At 69.6% G+C, this 20143-nt stretch carries 18 protein-coding genes; 9 read left to right on the top strand and 9 right to left on the bottom strand.

The features are described from left to right. Positions 1 to 61 precede the first annotated feature (61 nt). The 5 genes from ACIRG5_RS34555 to ACIRG5_RS34535 all read left to right on the top strand — a co-directional run bounded on the left by ACIRG5_RS34555 (position 62) and on the right by ACIRG5_RS34535 (position 4951). Positions 62 to 2683, top strand: a complete 2622-nt coding sequence (locus tag ACIRG5_RS34555) for a nitrate- and nitrite sensing domain-containing protein (RefSeq protein WP_402912733.1) — start codon at positions 62 to 64, stop codon at positions 2681 to 2683. Then, positions 2680 to 3099, top strand: a complete 420-nt coding sequence (locus tag ACIRG5_RS34550) for a roadblock/LC7 domain-containing protein (protein ID WP_319971141.1) — start codon at positions 2680 to 2682, stop codon at positions 3097 to 3099. Before ACIRG5_RS34555 ends, ACIRG5_RS34550 begins: the two co-directional genes overlap by 4 nt. A 3-nt stretch (positions 3100 to 3102) precedes the next feature. Continuing rightward, a complete protein-coding gene (locus ACIRG5_RS34545) occupies positions 3103 to 3639 on the top strand; it encodes a DUF742 domain-containing protein (RefSeq protein ID WP_402912729.1) in 537 nt (178 codons plus the stop codon). Positions 3640 to 3718: 79 nt separating this feature from the next. Further along, on the top strand, positions 3719 to 4237 hold the full coding sequence (locus ACIRG5_RS34540; protein WP_319979221.1) for an ATP-binding protein: 519 nt from the start codon (positions 3719 to 3721) through the stop codon (positions 4235 to 4237). A gap of 147 nt (positions 4238 to 4384) precedes the next feature. Next, on the top strand, positions 4385 to 4951 hold the full coding sequence (locus tag ACIRG5_RS34535; RefSeq protein ID WP_402912725.1) for a Uma2 family endonuclease: 567 nt from the start codon (positions 4385 to 4387) through the stop codon (positions 4949 to 4951). A 262-nt stretch (positions 4952 to 5213) separates the two neighbouring features. Here ACIRG5_RS34535 and ACIRG5_RS34530 read toward each other — a convergent pair whose 3' ends face one another. Together ACIRG5_RS34530 and ACIRG5_RS34525 are read right to left on the bottom strand one after the other, a co-directional pair. After that, positions 5214 to 5708, bottom strand: a complete 495-nt coding sequence (locus ACIRG5_RS34530) for a hypothetical protein (protein WP_402912722.1) — start codon at positions 5706 to 5708, stop codon at positions 5214 to 5216. Positions 5709 to 5831: 123 nt separating this feature from the next. Beyond that, complete coding sequence (locus ACIRG5_RS34525) at positions 5832 to 6071, bottom strand: hypothetical protein (protein ID WP_402912720.1); 240 nt, start codon at positions 6069 to 6071, stop codon at positions 5832 to 5834. 226 nt (positions 6072 to 6297) lie between these two features. On the opposite strand from ACIRG5_RS34525, the gene ACIRG5_RS34520 reads away from it, so the two are divergent. Beyond that, positions 6298 to 6762: a transcriptional regulator gene (locus ACIRG5_RS34520; protein ID WP_319979224.1), complete on the top strand. Its 465-nt coding sequence runs from the start codon at positions 6298 to 6300 to the stop codon at positions 6760 to 6762. A 9-nt stretch (positions 6763 to 6771) separates the two neighbouring features. Next, positions 6772 to 7875: an ankyrin repeat domain-containing protein gene (locus ACIRG5_RS34515; protein WP_402912717.1), complete on the top strand. Its 1104-nt coding sequence runs from the start codon at positions 6772 to 6774 to the stop codon at positions 7873 to 7875. On the opposite strand, the gene ACIRG5_RS34510 is transcribed toward ACIRG5_RS34515, so the two are convergent. From ACIRG5_RS34510 to ACIRG5_RS34500, 3 genes are read right to left on the bottom strand one after another with little or no spacing between them, the layout of a single operon-like run. Continuing rightward, a complete protein-coding gene (locus tag ACIRG5_RS34510; RefSeq protein ID WP_402912714.1) occupies positions 7854 to 8768 on the bottom strand; it encodes a heme A synthase in 915 nt (304 codons plus the stop codon). The genes ACIRG5_RS34515 and ACIRG5_RS34510 overlap by 22 nt on opposite strands. Positions 8769 to 8787: 19 nt before the next feature. Further along, positions 8788 to 9546, bottom strand: a complete 759-nt coding sequence (locus ACIRG5_RS34505; protein ID WP_402912712.1) for an ABC transporter permease — start codon at positions 9544 to 9546, stop codon at positions 8788 to 8790. Further along, on the bottom strand, positions 9543 to 10448 hold the full coding sequence (locus ACIRG5_RS34500; protein ID WP_402913324.1) for an ABC transporter ATP-binding protein: 906 nt from the start codon (positions 10446 to 10448) through the stop codon (positions 9543 to 9545). Before ACIRG5_RS34500 ends, ACIRG5_RS34505 begins: the two co-directional genes overlap by 4 nt. A 201-nt stretch (positions 10449 to 10649) precedes the next feature. Between ACIRG5_RS34500 and ACIRG5_RS34495 the strand changes: the two genes are divergently transcribed. Both ACIRG5_RS34495 and ACIRG5_RS34490 read left to right on the top strand, forming a co-directional pair. Beyond that, complete coding sequence (locus ACIRG5_RS34495; protein WP_402912710.1) at positions 10650 to 11225, top strand: DUF998 domain-containing protein; 576 nt, start codon at positions 10650 to 10652, stop codon at positions 11223 to 11225. Beyond that, entirely contained in the window at positions 11222 to 13207 is a 1986-nt protein-coding gene (locus ACIRG5_RS34490; RefSeq protein WP_402912709.1) for a glycosyltransferase, read from the top strand. Before ACIRG5_RS34495 ends, ACIRG5_RS34490 begins: the two co-directional genes overlap by 4 nt. 97 nt (positions 13208 to 13304) lie before the next feature. Here ACIRG5_RS34490 and ACIRG5_RS34485 read toward each other — a convergent pair whose 3' ends face one another. The 4 genes from ACIRG5_RS34485 to mptB form a co-directional block, all read right to left on the bottom strand. Beyond that, complete coding sequence (locus ACIRG5_RS34485; RefSeq protein WP_402912707.1) at positions 13305 to 14147, bottom strand: oxidoreductase; 843 nt, start codon at positions 14145 to 14147, stop codon at positions 13305 to 13307. A 93-nt stretch (positions 14148 to 14240) separates the two neighbouring features. After that, positions 14241 to 14777: a TetR/AcrR family transcriptional regulator gene (locus ACIRG5_RS34480; protein ID WP_402912704.1), complete on the bottom strand. Its 537-nt coding sequence runs from the start codon at positions 14775 to 14777 to the stop codon at positions 14241 to 14243. After that, entirely contained in the window at positions 14774 to 18430 is a 3657-nt protein-coding gene (locus ACIRG5_RS34475) for a patatin-like protein (protein ID WP_402912701.1), read from the bottom strand. Before ACIRG5_RS34475 ends, ACIRG5_RS34480 begins: the two co-directional genes overlap by 4 nt. A 71-nt stretch (positions 18431 to 18501) precedes the next feature. Then, positions 18502 to 20049: a polyprenol phosphomannose-dependent alpha 1,6 mannosyltransferase MptB gene (gene mptB, locus ACIRG5_RS34470; RefSeq protein WP_402912699.1), complete on the bottom strand. Its 1548-nt coding sequence runs from the start codon at positions 20047 to 20049 to the stop codon at positions 18502 to 18504. Positions 20050 to 20143: the final 94 nt, after the last annotated feature.

The following is a 20143-nucleotide window of genomic DNA, read 5'->3' as shown; positions in this document are numbered from 1 at the left end:
TTCACCAGGCCAGGAGGTAGCCGATAGTGGGGCACTTCGAGCGCGCCTTGGGGACCATTTCGTGAATGTCGAGTGGAGAAAGATCAGCGACTGGCGCAACTGGCGGCTGCCGGTCAAGCTCGGCGTCGTGCTGCTGGTGCCGGTGGCCGTCGCGGTCGGCGCGGGCGCACTGCAGATCTCCGGGTACGTGGACCGGTCCGAGAACTACGTGCAGATGCAGGGCCTGGTCCGGCTCAGGGCGGATCTCGCGCCGCTGATCTCCAGCGTCCAGCAGGAACGCACGCTCGCCGCGCAGAGCGCGACCAGCGGTTCCGGTGTCGGCGCCTACCAGAACCAGATCAGGTCCACGGACAACGCGGTCTCGACCGTGCGTCGCCGCATCGACCGCACCGACGGCGTGAGCGACGTCTCACGGCAGCGCTTCGCCGAGGCCGCCGGTCAGCTGGAGACGTTGAAGAACCTGCGGGAGAAGGTCGCCCAGGGCGGCGACGGCGGCGACCCGTCCGGCGGCACCTACGGCTACACCGCGATCGTGAAGTCCTTGCTGGACTTCGAACAGGCGCTCATCGGCCAGTTCAACGACAACGCCATCTCGGGCACCGCGGTGGCACTGCACAACATGGTCATCGCGCAGGAGCAGGTCTCGCTCCAGCACGCGTTCGTCTTGGCCGGGATCGGCCGGGGCAAGCTCCTCGGTCCGGAGGTCCGCGCGCTGGAGCAGTCCGACATCCGGTTGCAGGACCGCCTGAACGACTTCCAGGCCATCGGCACCACCGAACAGCGCCGCGCCTACGACCAGACCGTCACCGGTGCCGCGGTGGCGAGCCGCAACGCACTCGTCGAACGTGCGCTCACCCAGCCCGACGGCACCCCGCCGCCTGCCACGCGTCCCGGCCAGCCCAAGCCGCCGCAGGAGTTCGGCATCGCCGTCGACGACTGGAACAAGGCGTCCAGCACCACCGCGCGGCTGATGGAACAGGTCGGCCGCGAACTGCAGGACGAGCTCGCGAACACCGCCGCCTCGCTGCAGGACGACACGTCCAACAAGGCCGGCGCCGCCGCCGTCATCCTGCTCGCGATGCTGCTGATCGCCGGCACGCTCGGCTTCGTCATCGGCCGTTACCTGCTGCGCTCGCTGTCCGAGCTGCGGCGCTCTGCCCTCGACGTGGCGCACCACCACCTCCCCGAGGTCGTCGCCGCGATCCGCGCCGACCGCGCGCCGGACACCACGATCGAACCGGTGCCCGTGCACTCCATGGAGGAGTTCGGCCAGCTGGCTCGCGCGTTCGACGCGGTGCACGAGCAGGCCATCCGCTCCGCCGTCGAGCAGTCGTCGCTGCGGTCGGGCATGAAGAACATCTTCGTCAACCTGTCGCGCCGCTCGCAGGGCCTCGTCGAACGCCAGCTCAAGCTCATGGAGGAGCTGGAGCGGCACGAGGAGAACCCCGAGCAGCTCGCCAACCTCTTCAAGCTCGACCACCTCGCGACGCGCATGCGCCGCAACAACGAGAACCTGATGGTGCTGTCCGGCACGGACATGGCACGCCGGTTCAGTCAGCCTGTGCCGCTCGCGGACGTGCTGCGCGCCGCCGCGTCGGAGATCGAGCACTACCAGCGCGTCGTGGTGAAGTCGACGCCGTCGGTCGAGATCGTCGGCTACGCGGCCAGCGACCTCGTGCGCCTGATCGCGGAGCTGCTGGACAACGCCACCGCGTTCTCCGCGCCCGCCACCCAGGTCATGATCGGCTCGCGGATCGACCAGCAGGGCGCCGTGCTCGTCGAGGTCGCCGACCAGGGCATCGGCATGGGCCCCGCCGAGCTCACCGAGGCCAACGAGCGGCTGTCGTCCGGCACCGAGGACGACGTGCCCGTGTCCCGCCAGATGGGCCTGTTCGTCGTCGGCAGGCTCGCGGGCCGCCACGGCATCACCGTCCGCCTGCGCGGCGCGGGAGAGGGCCGTGAGGGCCTGCGCGCGTTCGTGCTCGTGCCCGCGGAGCTCGTGCGCTCCCACGAGGAGGCCCCGGCGCCGTCGCAGCCGCGGCACGCCGCCCTGCCGCAGCCGAAGCCCGCGCTGGCCAGGCAGCCGCACGTCGTCGTGAAGACGCCGAACCTGGCGCCGCCACCCGCGCCCGCCCCGGCCATCGACCAGCAGCGCGAGTCCGCCGAGTGGTCGTCGTTCCGCGGCGCCGCGATCGACGAGTCGTTGCCCCAGCGCACTCCGCGCCCCGCTTCGGCCGAGTACAACGGCGTGCCGGCCGTGTCACCGGTGTCACCAAATGAGACGACGTCTTCCTGGTTCAGGGGTACCGGAGTCTCGGGCGAATCGGTCAACGGTGATCATTCGCCGGCGACGACCCCACCTGTATCGTCACCGTCGGTAGTGGCGTCGTGGTTCGGGAAGAAGCCCGGCGGGACGGTCTGGGAGCAGGCGGGAGACCCCGCCACGGACGCCGGGGAGACCGACGCCGGGTTGCCGAAACGGGCGCCGCGTAAGAACCTGCTCCCCGACCTCGCGGAACGTCCCGAGAACGGCACACGCCCTGCCGCAGGCCCGAAGCGCGATCCGGAACGAGCACGGGGCTTTCTCGCCAGCTACCAGACGGGCCTGCGTCAGGCGCCGCTCGGCGGCAACGGGAACGGAAGCGGCCAGGGGAACGGCCAGTACAACGGGGAGAAGGCATGAGCACGCCTCAGTCGCGCCAGGTCGACCAGTTCGGCTGGTTGATCACGAACTTCACGGATCGAGTGGCCGGTGTCGCCCACGCGATCGTGATCTCGGTGGACGGCCTGCTGCTCACCAAGTCGACGGGTCTGCCACCGGACCGCGCCGAGCAGCTCGCCGCGATCTCCTCCGGTGTCACAGCACTGACGATGAGCGCTTCACGTTGCTTCGAAGGTGGCGGAGTGTTGCGCACCGTGATCGAGATGGACTACGGGATCATGCTTCTCATGTCCATTCGAGACGGATCTTGTTTGGCGGTTCTCGCCGCCCCCGACAGCGACGTCGGTCAAGTGGCCTACGAGATGACCGTGGTCGTCGAGCAGGTGGGCCAGATCCTCACCCCCGAACTGCGAGCACAGCTGCACAGCGTGAGGTGAACCATGAGCTCGTCCCCTGACGCGCACCGACGACGAAGGCGGGCCGAAACAGCCGCCGAGCAGACGTTCGCCGACCTGATGAACGGGTTTTCCCTGGACTCGGGCCGAAAGCGGCCGCGCACGCCGGACCCGGTGCCCGCGCGGGAAGCGACTCCCGTTGTACCGCAGGAAGACTTCGAGCCCTCCATTCAGGATGCTCAGGACTCGTCGATCGTTCGTGCATATGCCTGGACGGGTGGGCGCACTCGGTCCAACATCGACCTCGAGATCGAGACACTTGTCTCCGCCAATGATCAGAGTCGGCATTCGGCAGGTATCTTGCAGGCTGAGCACCAACGCGTTGTCGAGCTGTGCCACTCACCGCGATCCGTCGCGGAAGTGGCCGCACTGATGCGACTCCCTCTGGGAGTCGTGAAGGTGCTGCTCGGCGACATGGCGGAACGAGGTCTGGTGGACGTGCACCAGACCGCTTCCGCAGGCGGTGACACGCCGGACCTCGGGTTGATGGAGAGAGTGCTTAGTGGACTACGTCGGCTCTAGATTTCCCGAATTCGGCCCTCCTGGGCCGCCCGGTCGGGAGCTGACCTCGGCCAAGATTGTCGTCGCCGGTGGCTTCGGCGTGGGCAAGAGCACTTTCATCAGGTCCATCGTGGAGAACGATCTCCTGACGATGAACGCACTGCCGCCGGAACGCGCGGGCGCCGTGACGGAACTGGTGCGCATCCAGTTCGGGCGCGTGTGGCTCGACCCCGGCCTGGCGCTGCACCTCTTCGTGGCCCCGCAGTGGCAGGACCCACGCGCGGGCTGGGGAGACGTGGTGCGCGGCGCCGTGGGTGCCGTGGTGCTCTTCGACGTCATGCGTCCCGCGGACTCCGTGGACGCGATGCGGTACTTCGAAGACCACAACATTCCGTACGTGCTCGCGCTGAACAACGTGCACGCGTCCGTTCGAGCGGACGTGAAGGCCATCATTCGCGGCATGGGCATCTCGCCCGACGTGCCGGTCGTGAACTGCGACCCGCGCGTCCGGCTCTCGGTGCGCGAGACGCTGATCTCGCTGACCGAGCACGCGAAGCTGGACCGGTGGCGCCGGCGGGCAGGGCCCGACGAGACGACTCCGCTCGCGCCCGTCTGCTGACTTGGAGCTTCTCCAAGCGATAGCTCTTTCTGGTTGTTCGGTCACCAGCAACTGGCGTTGGAAGGCTTCCGCCTTCTAGCGTCAGTTCTCGTGCAACACTGAACTGTGGGTCGACCAGAGACAGAAGGCCAGTTGAGGGGTGAGGCAATGACCACCGCGCGGCGTCGGGACGGCTACACCCTGGACGACTGGGAGAGTCTTGACCCCCAAGAGGGCCGTCGTATCGAGCTGGTCGACGGGCGGTTCGTCGTGACTCCCGCACCGGCCGCCGAGCACCAGAGGGTCGGGGACAGGCTCGCCCGGATTCTCGACGACGCCGTTGCCTCGGAGGGCATGGAGGCGTTGACCGCCATCGGTGTCAGGGTCAGCGAGCACTTCGGCTACATCCCGGACGTGGTCGTGACGACCGAACGGGTCGAGACCGTGTCCGTCGACGTCGCGAACGTCGCGCTGGTGGTCGAGATCGTCAGCCCGTCCACGAAGAAGAGCGACCGCCTGGAGAAGCCCGCCGCTCTTGCCGCCGCCGGCGTGCCCGCGTACTGGCGGGTGGAGCTCGACATCGCGGACGGTCCGGTCATCTACTGCCACCGGCTGAATGGTGGCGTGTACTCGGACGTCGTGACGCTGACGCCGGGCAATCGGGAACCGGTGCACGTGGTCGGCACTGTCTCTGTCACCTTCGACCCCGCAGATCTGCACAAGCCTCGTCGCTGAACGGATCGCTTTTCGTATGCCCCGACAGAGAGCATGTCGTGCGAGCTTGATCATTCTGTGTCAAAGCTTCGGGCGTGGTCCAGCGCCTGGGCGAGGTGCCAGGAGGGTGACGTGTTCGGCCCTCAACCAGGCCGATGCGGTCCCGGCGTTGGGCAACTGGGCGGGGTGGATGCCGGGCGAGGGGCGGTCCGGGTTGCAGAAGCTGAAACCGGCAAAAGACCCGCAGGCGTATCAGCACACCGCAGAGAGCGCTGGCAGGACGTCAGTCGGGCGGCATGACGACATGGTCGCTATCGGTGCCGGGACGGAAGAACCGCCAGTCCTCGGCGTCAGTGTTCTCACGCGGCGCTTCGATCCGCAGACCGTCCGAGAGAAACACCGTTAGGTCACCTCTCTCGCTGATCTCGACCGACATCACGACGATCTCCTCGTCGGCCAGGAAGGTGACCAGCCCGGCGGCCCAGACGTCGAACCTGTTGGCGCCCTGCACGTCCCAGTCGAAGTTGCCGTCACCGCTCCACCCGCGCGGCGGCAGGTAGACGTCGCCTGAACCGGTGACGCGCTTCTCCCCGGCGAACACCTGCCATGAGCACTGCAGGTGCAGCGAGTACTCGGCGACCTCGCGGGTTCCACCCCGGTGGTCGTTCACCTCGACGTCCGGTCCGAACCCCAGCCAGACCAGGTCGCAGGCACGACCGGCGTAGCGCCACCGCTCACCGACCAGAACCGCCAGTGCCTGCCGCGCCGTCTCCATCACCCGATCATTGTCGGCACGAACCGTCAGCCGGGAAAACGCAATTTCAAACGGGTGTACGAGCGCGGGGTGCGACCGCGCGCGTCCCGGCTGTCCGCCACCCGTTCCGTCCCCTTCTTCAACACCTCACGGGCCGCACCGGCGTTTCCGCCGGCCATCAGCGACGCCGCCATCGGAGCGTTGTCGCAGCCGGGCCGGTCGGGCGTTCAGGTGGCCGAGTGCCGTGAACACCGGCGTGGTCGGGATGCCGAGGGTGCGGCAGACCTCGTCGCAATGGCGGAAGCAGCCGCCGACGAGCGGGGTCAGGTCGAGCGCGCCCGCGAAGCCGAAGCCGGGCCAGCGGGAGACTCCGCCACTCCGTTCCACGCGGCGACGAGCACGTCGGGTTTCAGTGAAGGCCTTACGGCCCCAGGCTCCCCAAAGGGCCGCCGGTGAGTCCAAGTTCGTCCCTGAGTCCTGACGACGGCTTTGGCTTCCAGTCGATTCTGGGTGAGGCCGAGGCGCTCTGGGCGAGTGCCGCGCCGTCCGAACTCGACCAGCGTTGACAAGATCGCTACGATGATTTCAGTGTCGACCGAAAGGGATCACCGAGATGAGCGTCGGACGCGAGACCCGCCTGTCCGCCTGGATCGAGCGGTTCGCGGCCCACTTCGCCGAGGAGGGCATCCCGCTGATCGGTGGCCGCATTCTCGGCTACCTGCTGGTGTGCCAGCCGGTGGAGCGCACCGCCGCCGAGCTCTCGCAGGAGCTGGAGGCGAGCAGCGGGTCGATCAGCACGAACCTCAAGTACCTGGTCAACGTCGGGCTGGTGACCAAGCGGACCCGGCGTGGACGGCAGGCGGCGGAGTACCGGATCAACGAGAAGGCCTGGACTGACTTCATCCAGCGCAAGCTCAACGCCATCGCCAGCGTCCAGACGCTGACCGAGGACGGCATGCGGTTGCTCAGCGGTGATCCCGAACGGTCGATGCGGCTCAGGACCGTCGACCACATCTACGGTTGGCTCTCAGAGGAACTGCCCGCTTTGTGGGAGCGCAGGCCCGCCTCGCCGAAGTAGCGTGGTGCCATGTGGCACCCGTTTCGCGACGACATCGAGTACTACGAGGAGCGGGCCAGGGGATTGCTGGCCTCCGCGTGGGACGGCGTGCCCGGTGCGCTGGAGGTCTTCGACGACGTGCCGCTGACGGACGAGGGCGCGCACAGCGTTCTCGCCCAGGCCCACGGGTGTGAGGACTGGAAGGCGCTCAAGGCCAACATTCGCAAGCCGCGGCCGTTCGCCCGTGCCTACCAGGCCATCGAGATGCAGAACCCCGGTGAGCTCAAGGCGATCATCACGCGCGACCCGTGGCTCGTGAAGGCCAGCGGTACCAACGGCAACGACCTGCTCGGGCTGGCGACGGCCAAGTGCGACGAACGCCTGGTCGAGGTGCTGCTGGGCGACGGTGCGGACATAGACCACCAGAACGTCCACGGCTGGACGGCGTTGCATCAGGCGGCCTACGCGAACCTGCCGAACCTGGCCGAACTGCTGCTGGCCAAGGGCGCTCGCACCGATCTGGACGCACGGGGTGAGGGCGGCACGCCGCTCACGGTCGCGTTGTTCTGGGGAAACAAAGAAACCGCCGAGCTCCTGGCACGGCACGGAGTTCACCCGCCGAACCTGCGCACCGCGGCCGGCCTGGGTGACCTGGATCTGGCCACCGAACCGGAGGCGAAGCGCGGCTATTACCGGCCCCACAGCGGTTTTCCGCGCTGGTGGCCGACGAACGACCCGCAGGAAGTGCTCGACGAGGCGTTGTCGTGGGCCGCCCGCAACGACCGCACCGAGATCCTGGGCGACCTGCTCAAGCGCGGGGCCAGGATCGACGCGGACGTCTACCGCGGCACGGCGCTCGCGTGGGCGGCCTGGTGCGGGCTGGAGAACGCCACCCGCACGTTGCTCGACCTGGGCGCGAATCCCAACCAGCGCACGGGTTTCGGCGGGCCGATGCACGGTGAGGGCGTGACGGCGCTGCACCTGGCGGCCGAACGCGGCCACCTCGAGGTCATCCGCATCCTGCTCGACGCGGGCGCCGACAGGACCATCACCGACGTGAACTTCGAGGCCACACCGGCGAACTGGGCCGGCCACAACGACCAGGGTGAAGCTCAGGCCTTGCTGAGTGCCTGATCGTCAGACGGCAACTCGACCTCGTGCGTGCGCTCGCGCGACGACGTCCACAAAGCAGCCGTGGCAACGACGACAGCACCGGCGCCGAGCACGTGGATTGACACCAGCACCTCGGGCACGCCCGTCCAGTACTGGACCATGCCCAGCGCGCCCTGGGCGAGCACGACGCCGACCAACGTCCAGTAGGAGCGGGTGCGGGTGAAGAACCCGACCGCGATCAGCAGGCCGAGGAACAGGAACAGCAGGTCCGCGTGGATCTGCGCGAGCGTCGCCACCTCGACGCCGAGGCGCGGAGTCGACGAGTCACCGGCGTGCGGGCCCGCGGCCGTCACCCAGGTGCCCGCCAGCAGCAACGCGCCCAGCACCACGGCCATGACGACCTGAAGCTTCATCAACGGCGCCGGCACCTTCAGCCGGGCAGGGCCGTCGCCCTCGGACAGCGAGCTCACGAGCAGCACGGCCATCCACACCAGGCCCATCGAGATCATGAAGTGGATCGACACGGTGTACCAGGCAAGGCCCGTCAGCACGGTGATGCCGCCGACGACCGCCTGCACGGCCACACCGACGAGCTGGACGAGCGAGAGCACGAGAACCCGCTTGCGTCGCGGCAGGTGGAACCACGCGGCGAGCACGCACAGGCCCGCGATGACGCCGACGACACCGGTCAGCGTGCGGTTGCCGAACTCGACCCACTGGTGCAGGGCCGCGACCTCGGGGTGTTCCACCGGGACGACGCTGCCCTCGACGCACTGCGGCCAGGTCGGGCAGCCGAGGCCCGAGCCGGTCACGCGGACGATCGACCCGGTGACCGCGATTCCGGCCTGCGCGATGACGACGGCAATCGCGAACGCGCGCTGCCAGGACACGAGGAAGGCGGTCAGCTTCGACACGCCCTGATGGTATGTCTGGTCAGGTAAGACGAGTCGTCCGGGTCGCCAGTGCGCCCGCGACAACGCCCCAGGCCACGAGTACTGCGACGGGGCCCACACCAGGGGCGGTGCCGTGCACCACAGAGGTTTCCAGCGCCTGGGCCAGCGCGGCGGACGGCAGCAGGTGCACGAACCCGACCGGCACCGACAGGGCCACGCCACCGACCATCAGCAGCACGAACCAGATGATGTTCGCCAGCGCCAGCACGATCTCGGCCCGCAGCGCGCCACCCAGCAGCACGCCCAGTGCACCGAACGTCAGCGTGCCCAGGACGATCAGCAGCACGACCCACGGCAGCCCGGCCAGCGGGAAGCGCCAGCCCAGGACCAACGCCGTGACCCCGAGCAGCACCATCTGCAAAGCCACCACGACCAGCGCGCCGCAGACGCGTCCGGCGACGAGCAGCCACCGGGGCAGCGCCGAGGCCGAAAGCCGCTTCAGCACGCCATAACGCCGGTCGAACCCGAGTGCGATGGCCTGCCCGGTGAAGGCGGAGGAGATGATCGCCAGCGCGAAGATCCGAGCCGTCGCCGAACCCACGCGCGGCTCGGGCATCGGGATCACCGACATCAACGACAACGCCACCAGCAACGCCAGCGGGATGATCACGGTGAGCAGGATCTGCTCGCCGTTGCGCAACGTCAGCATCGCCTCGGTGCGCGCGTGCACGAAGAGCATGCGCGGCAACGAACCGCGGCCGGGCGCGGGCTTGAACGTGCCGGGAGCGAAGGTGGTCACGAGCGCAGCTCCCTGCCGGTCAGCTCCAGGAAAACGTCTTCGAGGCTGCGCTTGGCCACGGTCAGCTCTTCGGCCAGCACGCCCTGCTGCGCGCACCACGACGTCACGGTGGACACGACCTGTGGGTCGATCATGCCTTCGACGACGTACGCGCCCTTCGTCGCCTCGCGCACCTTCAAGCCCTCTGGCAGTGCGGCGGACAGCAACGTGAGGTCGAGACCGGGTCGCGCGCGGAACCGCAGCTGCTGGTCGTCCGGCCGGTTCGCGGTCAGCTCGGCGGGCGAGCCCTGCGCGACCACACGGCCCTCGTCGATGATCACGACGTTGTCGGCGAGCGCCTCGGCCTCGTCCATGAGGTGCGTCGTCAGCAGCACGGCCACGCCGTCGTCGCGAAGAGCCCCCACGAGATCCCACACCAGACGGCGCGCCTGCGGGTCCATGCCCGCGGTCGGCTCGTCCAGGAACACGAGCTCAGGGCGTCCGATCAACGCGCACGCGAGCGACAACCGCTGCTGCTGACCGCCGGACAGCCTCTTGTACGGGGTGCGGGCCGCGCCACCGAGCCCGAGGATCTCGATCAGCCACGACGGATCGAGCGGATTGGCCGCACACGCCGCCACGAGGTTCAGCATCTCCTCGGCGCGAATGCCGGGATAACCGCCACCGCCCTGGGGCATCACGCCGATCCGCGGCCGCAGCGCCTCGGAGCCCGCCGCCATCCCGAGCACGCGCACCGAACCGTCGTCGGCCGAGCGGAAGCCCTCGCAGATCTCGACGGTCGTCGTCTTGCCCGCGCCGTTGGGCCCGAGCAGGGCGAGAACGGTGCCGGGCTGCTGAACGAGGTCGAGGCCGTCGACGGCGGTCTTCGAGCCGTATCTCTTGACCAGCCCCGACACTTCCACCGCAGGCTGGGGATTCGGGCTCACGAGCACGCAGCCTAGGCGGTCCGGGCGATCCGCACGCAGCTGGGTCATTCGGCCTATTTCTGAAGCAGAGCTGAAATAGGTAGGGCTAGCCCTACCCCGGTGACTCAGGGACACCTCAGGGTCTCCTCGGGGGAGTTCCCCATTGGTTGATCACCGCGTTCACAAGAGACTTTTCTCGTGATCCAAGCGGGGGAGAAAAGACGGGGCCTGGTGGTCGGGGGACTGGTGTTCTCACTGGTGCCGATTTTCTACCTGCATGTCGTGTCGGCGGGTCAGCTCAACCCGGTCACGGACGTGATCAGCGACTACGTGTTCGTGAACAACGGCACGGGCTGGCTCGCGGCGACGTCTCTTAGTCTCGCGGCCGTCTCGGCGTTGCTCGCCGTCAACCTGCGGGGTGTAGGCAGGTCAGCGCAGTGGCTGATCGGGATCTGGTCGGCGGGCCTGACCGTGTCGACGATCTTCCCGACCGATCCGACGGGAGCACCGACCTCGTTGTCCGGCTACGTCCACCGGTACGCGGGAGCGGTCATGTTCCTGGCTCTGCCCGCGGCCGGTGTGCTCATCGCCCGCAAATTTCCGGCTCTGCTCGGTGTCGCAATAACGGCGAGCGTGTCGAGCGCGGCGTTTCTGGTCAGCCACGTTTCCTTCGCCGGTTTCGAGGCGCGCGGACTTACGGAACGCGTTTTGTTCGCATCCCTTTATGGACTCCTTTTCGCCATCGCGGCACTACAGGTGAGGCGCACCTCATGACCATGCTCGCCATCACGCTCGCCGTGTTCGGTGCCGTGTGCTTCGCCCTGGCGGCCCGCCTGCAGCACGACGCGATCGCCCAGACCGGCGCGCGGGCCAGCGTCCTGAAGCAACCGCGATGGCTCGCCGGCTTCGCGCTGCTCGTCGGCGGTGCCGGGGTGCACGCGGCCGCGCTCGGCATGGCGCCGCTGACCGTGGTGCAGCCGATCGGTGTCCTCGCGATCGGCATGACCGCGTTGATGGACCGCCGTTTCCGCGAGTTGCCGGCGATCCTGCTCACGACCGTGGGCGTGGGTGCGTTCGTGTTGCTCGCCTCGGGCAGTGCGACGGCGACCAAGGTGGTGCCGGACGTCGAACTCACCGCCGGACTCGTGGCGCTCGGCCTGATCGCGGTGCCGGGCGTGGTCGCAGCCCTTACGTCGAACGCGCGCATTCGTGCCGTGGCGTTCGCATCGGCCGGTGGCGTCGCGTACGGGTACGTGTCCGTGCTGATGCGCGCCGTCTCACAGTCGGTGCAGCAAGGCGGTTTCGGGCTCTCGCACCTCGCGTCCGTGCTCGGCATCGCGCTCTCGCTCGCCGTCGGCGGCTGGCTGGTCCAGCACGCCTACGCGGGCGGACCTCCTCATCTCGCCGTCGCCTGCCTGACCGTGGTGGACCCGCTGGTCGCGGTCGGCCTCGGCGCCTTCCTGCTCGGCGAGGCCGCGCATTTGTCTCCTTTGACCGGTGTCGCGCTGTTCGCCTGCGCTCTCGCCGCCGTTTGCGGCGTGTTCGCACTTGCTCGTCAACCTCGTGAAAACATCCGAACGGAGCTTCTCGTGAACACCTCCAGCGCGCTTCGCGTCGTCATCGCCGCGGACACGTTCCCGCCGGACGTCAACGGTGCCGCGCGGTTCGCGCAGCGCCTGGCGGTCGGTCTCGCGGAGAACGGCCACGACGTCCACGTCATCGCCCCGGACTCGCCCAGGGCCACCGAGATCCCCGGTGTCACGGTCCACCGGCTGCGTTCGCACCGGCTCCCGTTCTACCCGGACTTCCGCTTCTGCCTGCCGTGGCAGGCCTCGAAGGAGGCCGACGAGCTGGTCAAGGCGCTCAAGCCGGACGTCGTGCACGTCCAGGCGCACTTCGTGGTGGGCCGGTTCGTCCTGAACTCCGCTGTCGCCCAGGGGATTCCGACGCTCGCCACGAACCACTTCATGCCGGAGAACCTGTTCAGCCACGCCCACCTGCCGAAGTTCCTGCAGGGCATGGCACGCAGGTTCGCCTACCGCGACCTGGCCCGCGTCTTCGGCCGCGCCGACGTGGTGACCGCGCCGACCCCGCGTGCCGTGCAGTTGTTGCACGAGAGCGGTTTCCCCGAACGCGCGGTGCCCGTCTCGTGCGGCATCGACATCGCTCGATACCAGCGCACGGTCACTCACAACGACCGGCCGACCGCGTTGTTCGTCGGGCGGCTGGACGAGGAGAAGCGCGTCGACGAGTTCCTGCGCGCCCTGGCCCGCGTGCCCGGAGCGTTCGGCGAGATCGTCGGGGACGGCACCTGCAAGGCGGAGTGGGAGCTGCTGGCCCGCGACCTGGGCATCACCGACCGGGTCCGGTTCCACGGCTTCGTGTCCGAGGACGACCTGCTCGACGCCTACGCCCGCGCCGACCTGTTCGTCATGCCCGGCGTCGCGGAACTGCAGAGCCTCGCGACGATGGAGGCGATGGCCGCGGGCAAGCCGGTGATCGCCGCGAACGCCATGGCGCTGCCGCACCTCGTGCACTCCGGCCGCAACGGCTGGCTGTTCGAGCCCGGCGACGTGAACCAGCTGGCCCAGCGCCTGCACACGCTCGTGCACGACGCGCCGATGCGGGCCCGGATGGGCGCCGCCAGCAGCGAGATCATCTCGCACCACGCGCTGGCGACGACCCTGGAGCGCTTCGAGGCGTTGTACGCGCGGGCGATGGGTCAGACGGTTCCGGTCATCGCGCTGGCGGCCTGAGGTTCGGGGGCGCGGCCCGCCAGGACTTGTCAGGCGGGCCGCGGTTCAGACGGGGGACGTGGCCTGGCGGGGGAGTCGTCGGGCCGCCGGGCCGGGGTCAGCGTTCGTCCGCGGGGAAGTCCGCGGAGGCGCTGACCTCGGCCCACTTCCGCGTCTCCTCGGTGCGCCGAGCCTCCGCCGCCAGCACCGTCTCGACGGCGGCGGCGCCCAGCACCAGGCGGCGCGGCGGCTCGTCCGAGGCGACGACGTCGAGGATCACCTGCGCGCCACGGGCGGGGTCGCCCGGCTGCACGCCGTCGGTCTCGTCGCGGAAGCGGTTGATCGCGCCCACGGTCTCCTCGTAGTCGGCGCCGACCTCGTGGCGGACCATCGAGGAACCCTGCCAGTCGGTGCGGAACGCGCCCGGTTCGACGATCACGACCCGCACGCCGAACGGCGCCACCTCGTTCGCCAGCACCTCGGAGAAGCCCTCCACCGCGAACTTCGCGGTCTGGTAGGCGCCCATGCCCGGCGTGCCGCCCGCGCGGCCGCCGACCGACGAGAACTGCACGAAGGTGCCGGAACGCTGTTGCCGCAACACCGGCAGCGCCGCGCGGGTCACGTTCACGACGCCGAACAGGTTCGCCTCGATCTGGGCGCGGAAGTCGGCCTCGCTCGTCTCCTCGATGGGGGCGCTGTTGGCGTAGCCGGCGTTGTTCACGACCACGTCGAGCGAGCCGAACGCCTCGACGGTCTGCTCGACGGCCCGGCGGGCCGCGTCCGGGTCGGTGACGTCCAGCGCGACCGCGCGCACCCGGTCGCCGAACCGTTCCACCAGGTCTTCGAGCTGCTCCGGTCGCCGCGCCGTCGCGACGACGCGGTCACCCGCCACCGCCGCGGCCTCGGCGAGCTTGCGCCCGAAACCCCGGGACGCTCCGGTGATGAGCCACGTCTTCGACATCGTCCGCTCCTTCATAAGTGTCACTCTCTATGACATTTAAGACGCTGAAGGCAGCCCGGAAATGCCCGGAGCGGGCATGGTCTCGGTCACAGGTCAGGCGCCCACGCCGTGCAGGAACGTCTCGATCACGAGCGCGGCGGCCGGACCGGGCTGGAGCGCGGGCATCTCCTGCGCGACCGTGTGCAGCTGGGTCTGCAGCATCCGCAACGCCCAGCCGCCGGGCAGGCCGGACGCGATCACGCCGGCCTCCTCGGCACGGCGCAGGAAACCGTCCATCCGCTCGTCCAGTTCCTCGCGGCGCCGCTGGATCGCCGGATCGGTCACCGCGCGGATGTCGACGGGCCAGTCGCGGCTGAGCCGGATGCCGCCCTCGGCGAACGCCAGCAGCGCGTCGCGCACCGGGCGTTCGCCGGAGAAGGACTCGTCGATCAACGCTTCCAGCCGGTCCAGCCGCGCGCGGTAGACCGCCAGCAGCAGCTCCTCGCGGGAGTCGAAGCGCCGGTAGACGGTCCGCTTGTCCACGCCGGCCGCGGCGGCGACGTCGCTGATCCGCGCGAGGGGATCAGCCGAGAACACCCTCGCGGCCGCCCGCAGCACCGCTTCGGCGTTGCGTGTCGCGTCGGCCCTCATCCGCGCGCCCTGAGCTTCTCCTCGATCCGTTGCGCGACGAGCAGTCCGGCCTGGGAGAGGGTGAGTTCGGCGGGGTGTTCGCCCTCGCCCTTCACCAGGAACCGGTACAGCGAGGCGTGCCCCTCCAGCCGTTCGCGCAACGTCGCCGCGACGTCGCCGCCGTCCGGGTAGATCGCCGGAATCGCCTCGGCCACCAGTTGCTCGCGGATCCGGCGGCGCTCGAGCCGCGGCACGTACCAGGACGTGATCAGCAGCAGCGTCAGGCCGAACGCCAGCGCGGTGCCGATCACCGCCTGCCAGCCCCACCCGCGCGGCCCGATGACCAGCAGCACGTCGGCGATCGCCAGGTACACCACGCCGTAGACCACGGCCCAGCCCGCGGTCGCCGCGGCGGGAGGCTCGGCGCGTTCCGTGCCCCACACGCCCTCGACCCGGCGCCAGCGCTGCAACGACTTGCCGCTCGACAGCGCCATGTAGACGCCGAACGCTCCACAGAGGACCGAAGCCGGGATCACCAGCCACGGCTTGGTGTGCAGCTCGAACCGCCACACCGACCAGACCATGCCCGCGACCACCAGCACGACCGCCGCCTGCTTCCAGCGGCGCTTGATGATCTGCCACGGCCGGAAGTCGGCCAGCACCGCGAGCGGCGTGCGGATCGGCGCGGGCAACGACCCGAGCACCAGCAGGGCCACGACGACGGCCGCGACACCGGCCACCGTGATCGTGCCGGTGGTGATCTCCGTGCCGTCCTCGGGCATCCGTTCGACGGCTATGGCCGCCAACGGGATCACGGGCGAGAGCAACACCAGCCCGTGCAGCATCGTGCCGCTGCGCAGGGCGGCGTACCCGAAGGCGGCGAGCAGGCTGGCCGCGCCGATCGCCGCGCCCGGACCCGCCGCCCACGCGGGCAGCATGCCGAACAACGCCATCACGACCAGCGCGCCACCGATCGCGAGCCCGAGCAGGCCCAAGAACTGTGCGAGGTTCCCGCCGCGGGTCAGGCCGGTGATCGTCCAGTAGGGCAGCAGCGCGGCCCCGCGGACCACCCGCGTCACGGGGCGGACGGCGGCGAGCCCTGACCGTTCGGAGTCGGCGACCGTGACGGCGACAGCCGCGGCGTTCGCGGCCGTGCGGATCATCTGGTCCGACGCCGCCTCCTGCGTGAGAGGCTCACGGCCGATGCCCGCGCGGTCGAAGGCGTTGAGCGCCGACATGCCGAGCGTGACCGTGTGCTCCTGCGGATATTCCAGGCGCCGCAACAGGTCCGCGTGCTCTTCGAGGAACAGCTCGCCACGCGAACGCCTGTCCGCGCCGTCGCCGCGGTCGGCGATGATCGCGGCCCGCAGCCGGGGCAGCTCCTCGCAGATGATCCGCCAGTGCAGGCCCCACGCGGCCAGCTCGGCGAGCTTCATCGACGACGGCGACAGCTCGTTGTCGGTCTCGTAGATGCCGCAGAGTTCCTTCTTCGCCTCCTCGGCGCACACGGCGACCTGCATCGGCAGCTCCAGGCCGAACATCGCCGTGACGACCTGGTCGACCACGGCCCCCGCTCGTTCCTCCGAGGTGCGCTGGTCGCCTTCAGGCCGTCCGAGGAGATCCATCCGCCGCAACCGGCGCGGGTCGAACAGCACGCGGCACAGCATCGTGGCGCCGTCGAGACGTCCCCAGATCCAGTCGTTGACCCGCCACGACCGCTTGAGGAACCCGGAGAACCGCGACAGCGACGCCCCACCGGCCTTGTCGTCGGCCGTGATGGACTGCTGCGCGAACGCGTTGCGCGTCTGCAGCGACACCTGCACCAGTTCGACCGCCGTGTCCAGCCCGGTCGAGCTGTCGTCGGACAGGCACGTGCCGGCGATCTCCAGTGCCAGCAGGCGGCTGAGCCACCGTTCGCCGTCGTCGAGCCCGGCCTCCGCCGGGGTGGCCGCGGGGTCGAGCAGGGCGTGCCAGCAGACCAGGCCGCCGAGCTTCAGCCGGCGCTCGTCGAGCTCCCCGAGCACCTTCCGTGCGGCGCCCACGATCCGGCCGATCTCGGCGACCTGCGCCTTGACCTCCAAGCCGAGATGCCCGTCGATCAGGTGCTCGTGGTAGCTCGCGAGCCTGCCGGTCCAGTAGGTCTCGCCGAGCGAGTCGGACGGCTTCCAGTCGAACAGCTCGGTGCGCAGCCGGCGCAGCTCCGCGCGAACCTGGTGGAGTTCGCGGCGGACTTTGGTGATCTCCTCGGCCTGGCTCTCGTCCACCACCCACACGAGCCGCTTGAGCAGGTCGAGTGCCGACGCCCCCAGGCGTTCGGCCATCGTGATGCCCCACTCCCAGCCCGCGTCCTCGCGGCACACGACGCCGGGCAGCTTCACACCCGGCACGTACGGCAGCACGCCGTGCAGCTTCTTCCACTTGCGCTGCGCGGTCTCCGCGGCCCTGCGCGCCCGTTCGAACGACCAGTTCGCCGGATTCCCCTTGGGCAGCGCGAACTGCTGCGCCGTCACCTGGCGGGCGGCCAGCCGGATCTCGATGTCCTCGTAGTGCCCGAAGAGCTTGTCCGCCAGCGAGTACACCTCGCCGACCACGTCGTCGCCGCCTGCGTGCAGCCGTTCCAGCAACGACATCCGGCCGCCCCTGCTGCTCGCGGCGCGCCGGTTGTGCTCCTCGATCTTCTCGACGTAGGTCCTGTTGGCCTGGCTGGACATCGCGCCCAGCAGCTTGCCGCCGGACGCGATCGTCGTCATGCTCTTGCCGATCATGTCGGCCACCGGCTCGGAGCCCAGCGGCTCGGCGTGCGGGAAGACCAGCAGCATCACCCGCCGCACCGGCCCGTCCGCCGGCATCCGGTCGATGGCTTCGAGGGCCTCCTTGGTCGGCGTGTTCACGAGAACACCGCCGTCGACCGCGAACCTGCTGCGGTCTCCGCCGTTGGCCCAGCTGGCGACGTCCGCCATGTCCGGGCGGTCCGGCGTGGCCTGGCCGCCGACGGGGATGAAGCTCGGTTCGAACGCGAGCGGGAAGCTGGCACTGCTGCGCGCGGCCAGCGCGAGCTGCAGCACGCGGTCGTTCAGCGTGGCGGGAGTGAAGTCGTCGCGGGTGTCCTCGGAGACCCAGGCGTACGGGTCGCGGCGGAACGAGAACGAGCCCTGGTGCACCGACTGGGTCAGCGGCTGGCCCAGGTCGTCGTAGGTGAGCGCCGGAACGCCGCCCAGCAGCGTGGTGGTGATCCGCAGGTCGATCGGGCGTTCGTCCGGCTCGGTCGGCTCGAAGTCCGTGGTGAGCCGCGCCAGCGCCTCCTGCAGCCGGGGGAGGAAGAACTCGTCGCCCTTGAGCAGCGACGCCGGCTGGCCGCGGAACGGCGTGCGCAGCAGCTGTTCCATCCGGCCCTGCTCCGCCCAGAGATCGCGGAGCCTCGTCAGGTCGGCCCGCTTGTTGACCTGCGACAACGCCAGCGCGGCCCCGTTGATGCCGCCTGCCGACGTGCCCGCGATGACGTCCGCCCTGGCCGTGCAGCCGACCAGGTCGAGCAGCGGCTGGTAGACCGATCCCGGCCTGGTCAGACGATCGAGCTCCAGCACGACGCCGCCCATCCAGACGGCGAGGCTCACGCCCCCGTTGAGCACGACGGCGAACCGGACCTCTTCGCGCGACATGGGTTGTTCTGACATCGCACGTCACCCCCTCCGGCGACGATCTTCCTCTGCTGGTCAGTCGTCCGCCGGGAGTTCGGGGTTACCGGTCAGACCTGCCCGCCACCGGCCGGGTCCGCCTTCAGGAACGGCCCGACCCGCTTGCGCGCGATCAGCACGCAGATCGCGAACGTGATCACCGCGCCCGCGATCGCCTGCGGCACGGTGTAGGCGCGCCCGTCGAACGCGGACCCGGTCGGCGGCAGGATGATCGCGATGATCGCCGAGGTCACCATGGCGAACATCCGGAACTTCGGCCCGACCACGGCGGTGGCCAGCGGGATCGCCGCCCACAGCACGTACCAGGGCTGCAGCACCGGCCCGAGGACCAGGATCGCGCCGAGAGCCGCGCCCAGGCCGTTCATCGCCTTGATCCGCCCCTTGAAGCTGCGCCACAGCAGCACGACCGTGATCACCACGGACACGCCCTGCCCGAGCATCCTGGTCAGCGAGATCATCGCCTCGGTGTGGTTGCCGAGGCCGAGCATGATCCCGGTGCCGGCGCCCAGGAAGCCCAGCGCGGTGGGCGGCGACATCCACGACTTGACGGTCGACGCGACGTTCAGCGTCTCGACCCAGCCGAACCCGAACCCGGTGCCGAGGCAGATCACCACCACCCCCACCCCGGCGATGACGGCCATGATCCCGGCCACCAGCGCCAGGTGCTTGAGCTGCCCGCCGAGCTTGCGCGCCACCATCACGCCCAGGAAGCCCAGCGCGGCCATCGCGGGGATCTTCACCATCGCCCCGCACACGATGACCCCGGCGCCCAGCGCGATCCACGACCACTTCAACGGTTCCAGCCCGCGCATCGCGAGCTCCAGGCCGACCAGCATCAGGCCGAGCGCCAGGCCGTCGTTGTGCACGCCGATGACGATGTGGAACAGCACCAGCGGGTTCAGCGCGCCCAGCCACAGCGCGCCGACCGGCGGCACCCCGAACCGGGCCGCGAGCCGGGGCAGCGCCCACACGATCATCCCCAGGCCGACCAGCACCAGCAGCCGGTGCACGAACACGCCGGACACCACGTGGTCGCCGGTCAGCATCGCGGTCAACCGGCCGAACGCCAGGAACAGCGGCCCGTACGGCGCCGGCGTCTCCCGCCAGATGTTCGGCACACCGCGCGTCAGCACGTGGTCGACGCCCAGCGCGTTGGCCGGTCCCAGCTCGTACGGGTCGAGCCCGCGCGCCGCGATCTCGCTCTGCGCCAGGTACGAGTACACGTCGCGGGAGAACATCGGTACGCAGAAGACCAGTGGAACGGTCCACATCAGCAGCGTGCGGTCCATCTGACCGCGCGAGATCAGCCGCGGCCTGCCGGGCTTCACGAACCGGCCCAGCGCCAGCCAGGCCGACACGATCATGAAGATGCCGGTCCAGACGACCCCCATCGCGACACTGGGCATCCTCGAGAAGAGCCCGAGAACGGGCACGCCGTAGAGCGGCGAGTAGATCGGCGCGGCCCCGCCGCCCAGGGATCCGACGGTCAGCAGCAACGCGCCGATGGTGCCCCAGCGACGGACGATGTCCAGCTGGCGACGCTCGCGACCGTTGAGAAGGTCGCTCTCCGGAGTGACAGCTCCGCCGTTCGTGGACATGTGGGCAGGGTATCGAGCCACGTTCAGCCGTGAGTCAGGTCACCCTGTGACCGCGATCTTTGCGACCTCCGGCTAAATACGCAACACTGGTGTT

Source organism: Lentzea sp. NPDC102401 (assembly GCF_044765805.1).
GTDB lineage: Bacteria > Actinomycetota > Actinomycetes > Mycobacteriales > Pseudonocardiaceae > Lentzea > Lentzea sokolovensis.
Note: the sequence above shows the minus strand (reverse complement) of the source record. Positions and strands in the feature narration are given on the sequence as shown.

Bases quoted from the DNA above. Each gene is read 5' to 3' on its own strand.
- ACIRG5_RS34480 (WP_402912704.1), bottom strand. From the start codon at position 14,777: ATGAGGGCCGACGCGACACGCAACGCCGAAGCGGTGCTGCGGGCGGCC.
- ACIRG5_RS34545 (WP_402912729.1), top strand. From the start codon at position 3,103: ATGAGCTCGTCCCCTGACGCGCACCGACGACGAAGGCGGGCCGAAACA.
- mptB (WP_402912699.1), bottom strand. From the start codon at position 20,049: ATGTCCACGAACGGCGGAGCTGTCACTCCGGAGAGCGACCTTCTCAAC.
- ACIRG5_RS34475 (WP_402912701.1), bottom strand. From the start codon at position 18,430: ATGTCAGAACAACCCATGTCGCGCGAAGAGGTCCGGTTCGCCGTCGTG.
- ACIRG5_RS34550 (WP_319971141.1), top strand. From the start codon at position 2,680: ATGAGCACGCCTCAGTCGCGCCAGGTCGACCAGTTCGGCTGGTTGATC.
- ACIRG5_RS34485 (WP_402912707.1), bottom strand. From the start codon at position 14,147: ATGTCGAAGACGTGGCTCATCACCGGAGCGTCCCGGGGTTTCGGGCGC.
- ACIRG5_RS34535 (WP_402912725.1), top strand. From the start codon at position 4,385: ATGACCACCGCGCGGCGTCGGGACGGCTACACCCTGGACGACTGGGAG.
- ACIRG5_RS34490 (WP_402912709.1), top strand. From the start codon at position 11,222: ATGACCATGCTCGCCATCACGCTCGCCGTGTTCGGTGCCGTGTGCTTC.
- ACIRG5_RS34515 (WP_402912717.1), top strand. From the start codon at position 6,772: ATGTGGCACCCGTTTCGCGACGACATCGAGTACTACGAGGAGCGGGCC.
- ACIRG5_RS34520 (WP_319979224.1), top strand. From the start codon at position 6,298: ATGAGCGTCGGACGCGAGACCCGCCTGTCCGCCTGGATCGAGCGGTTC.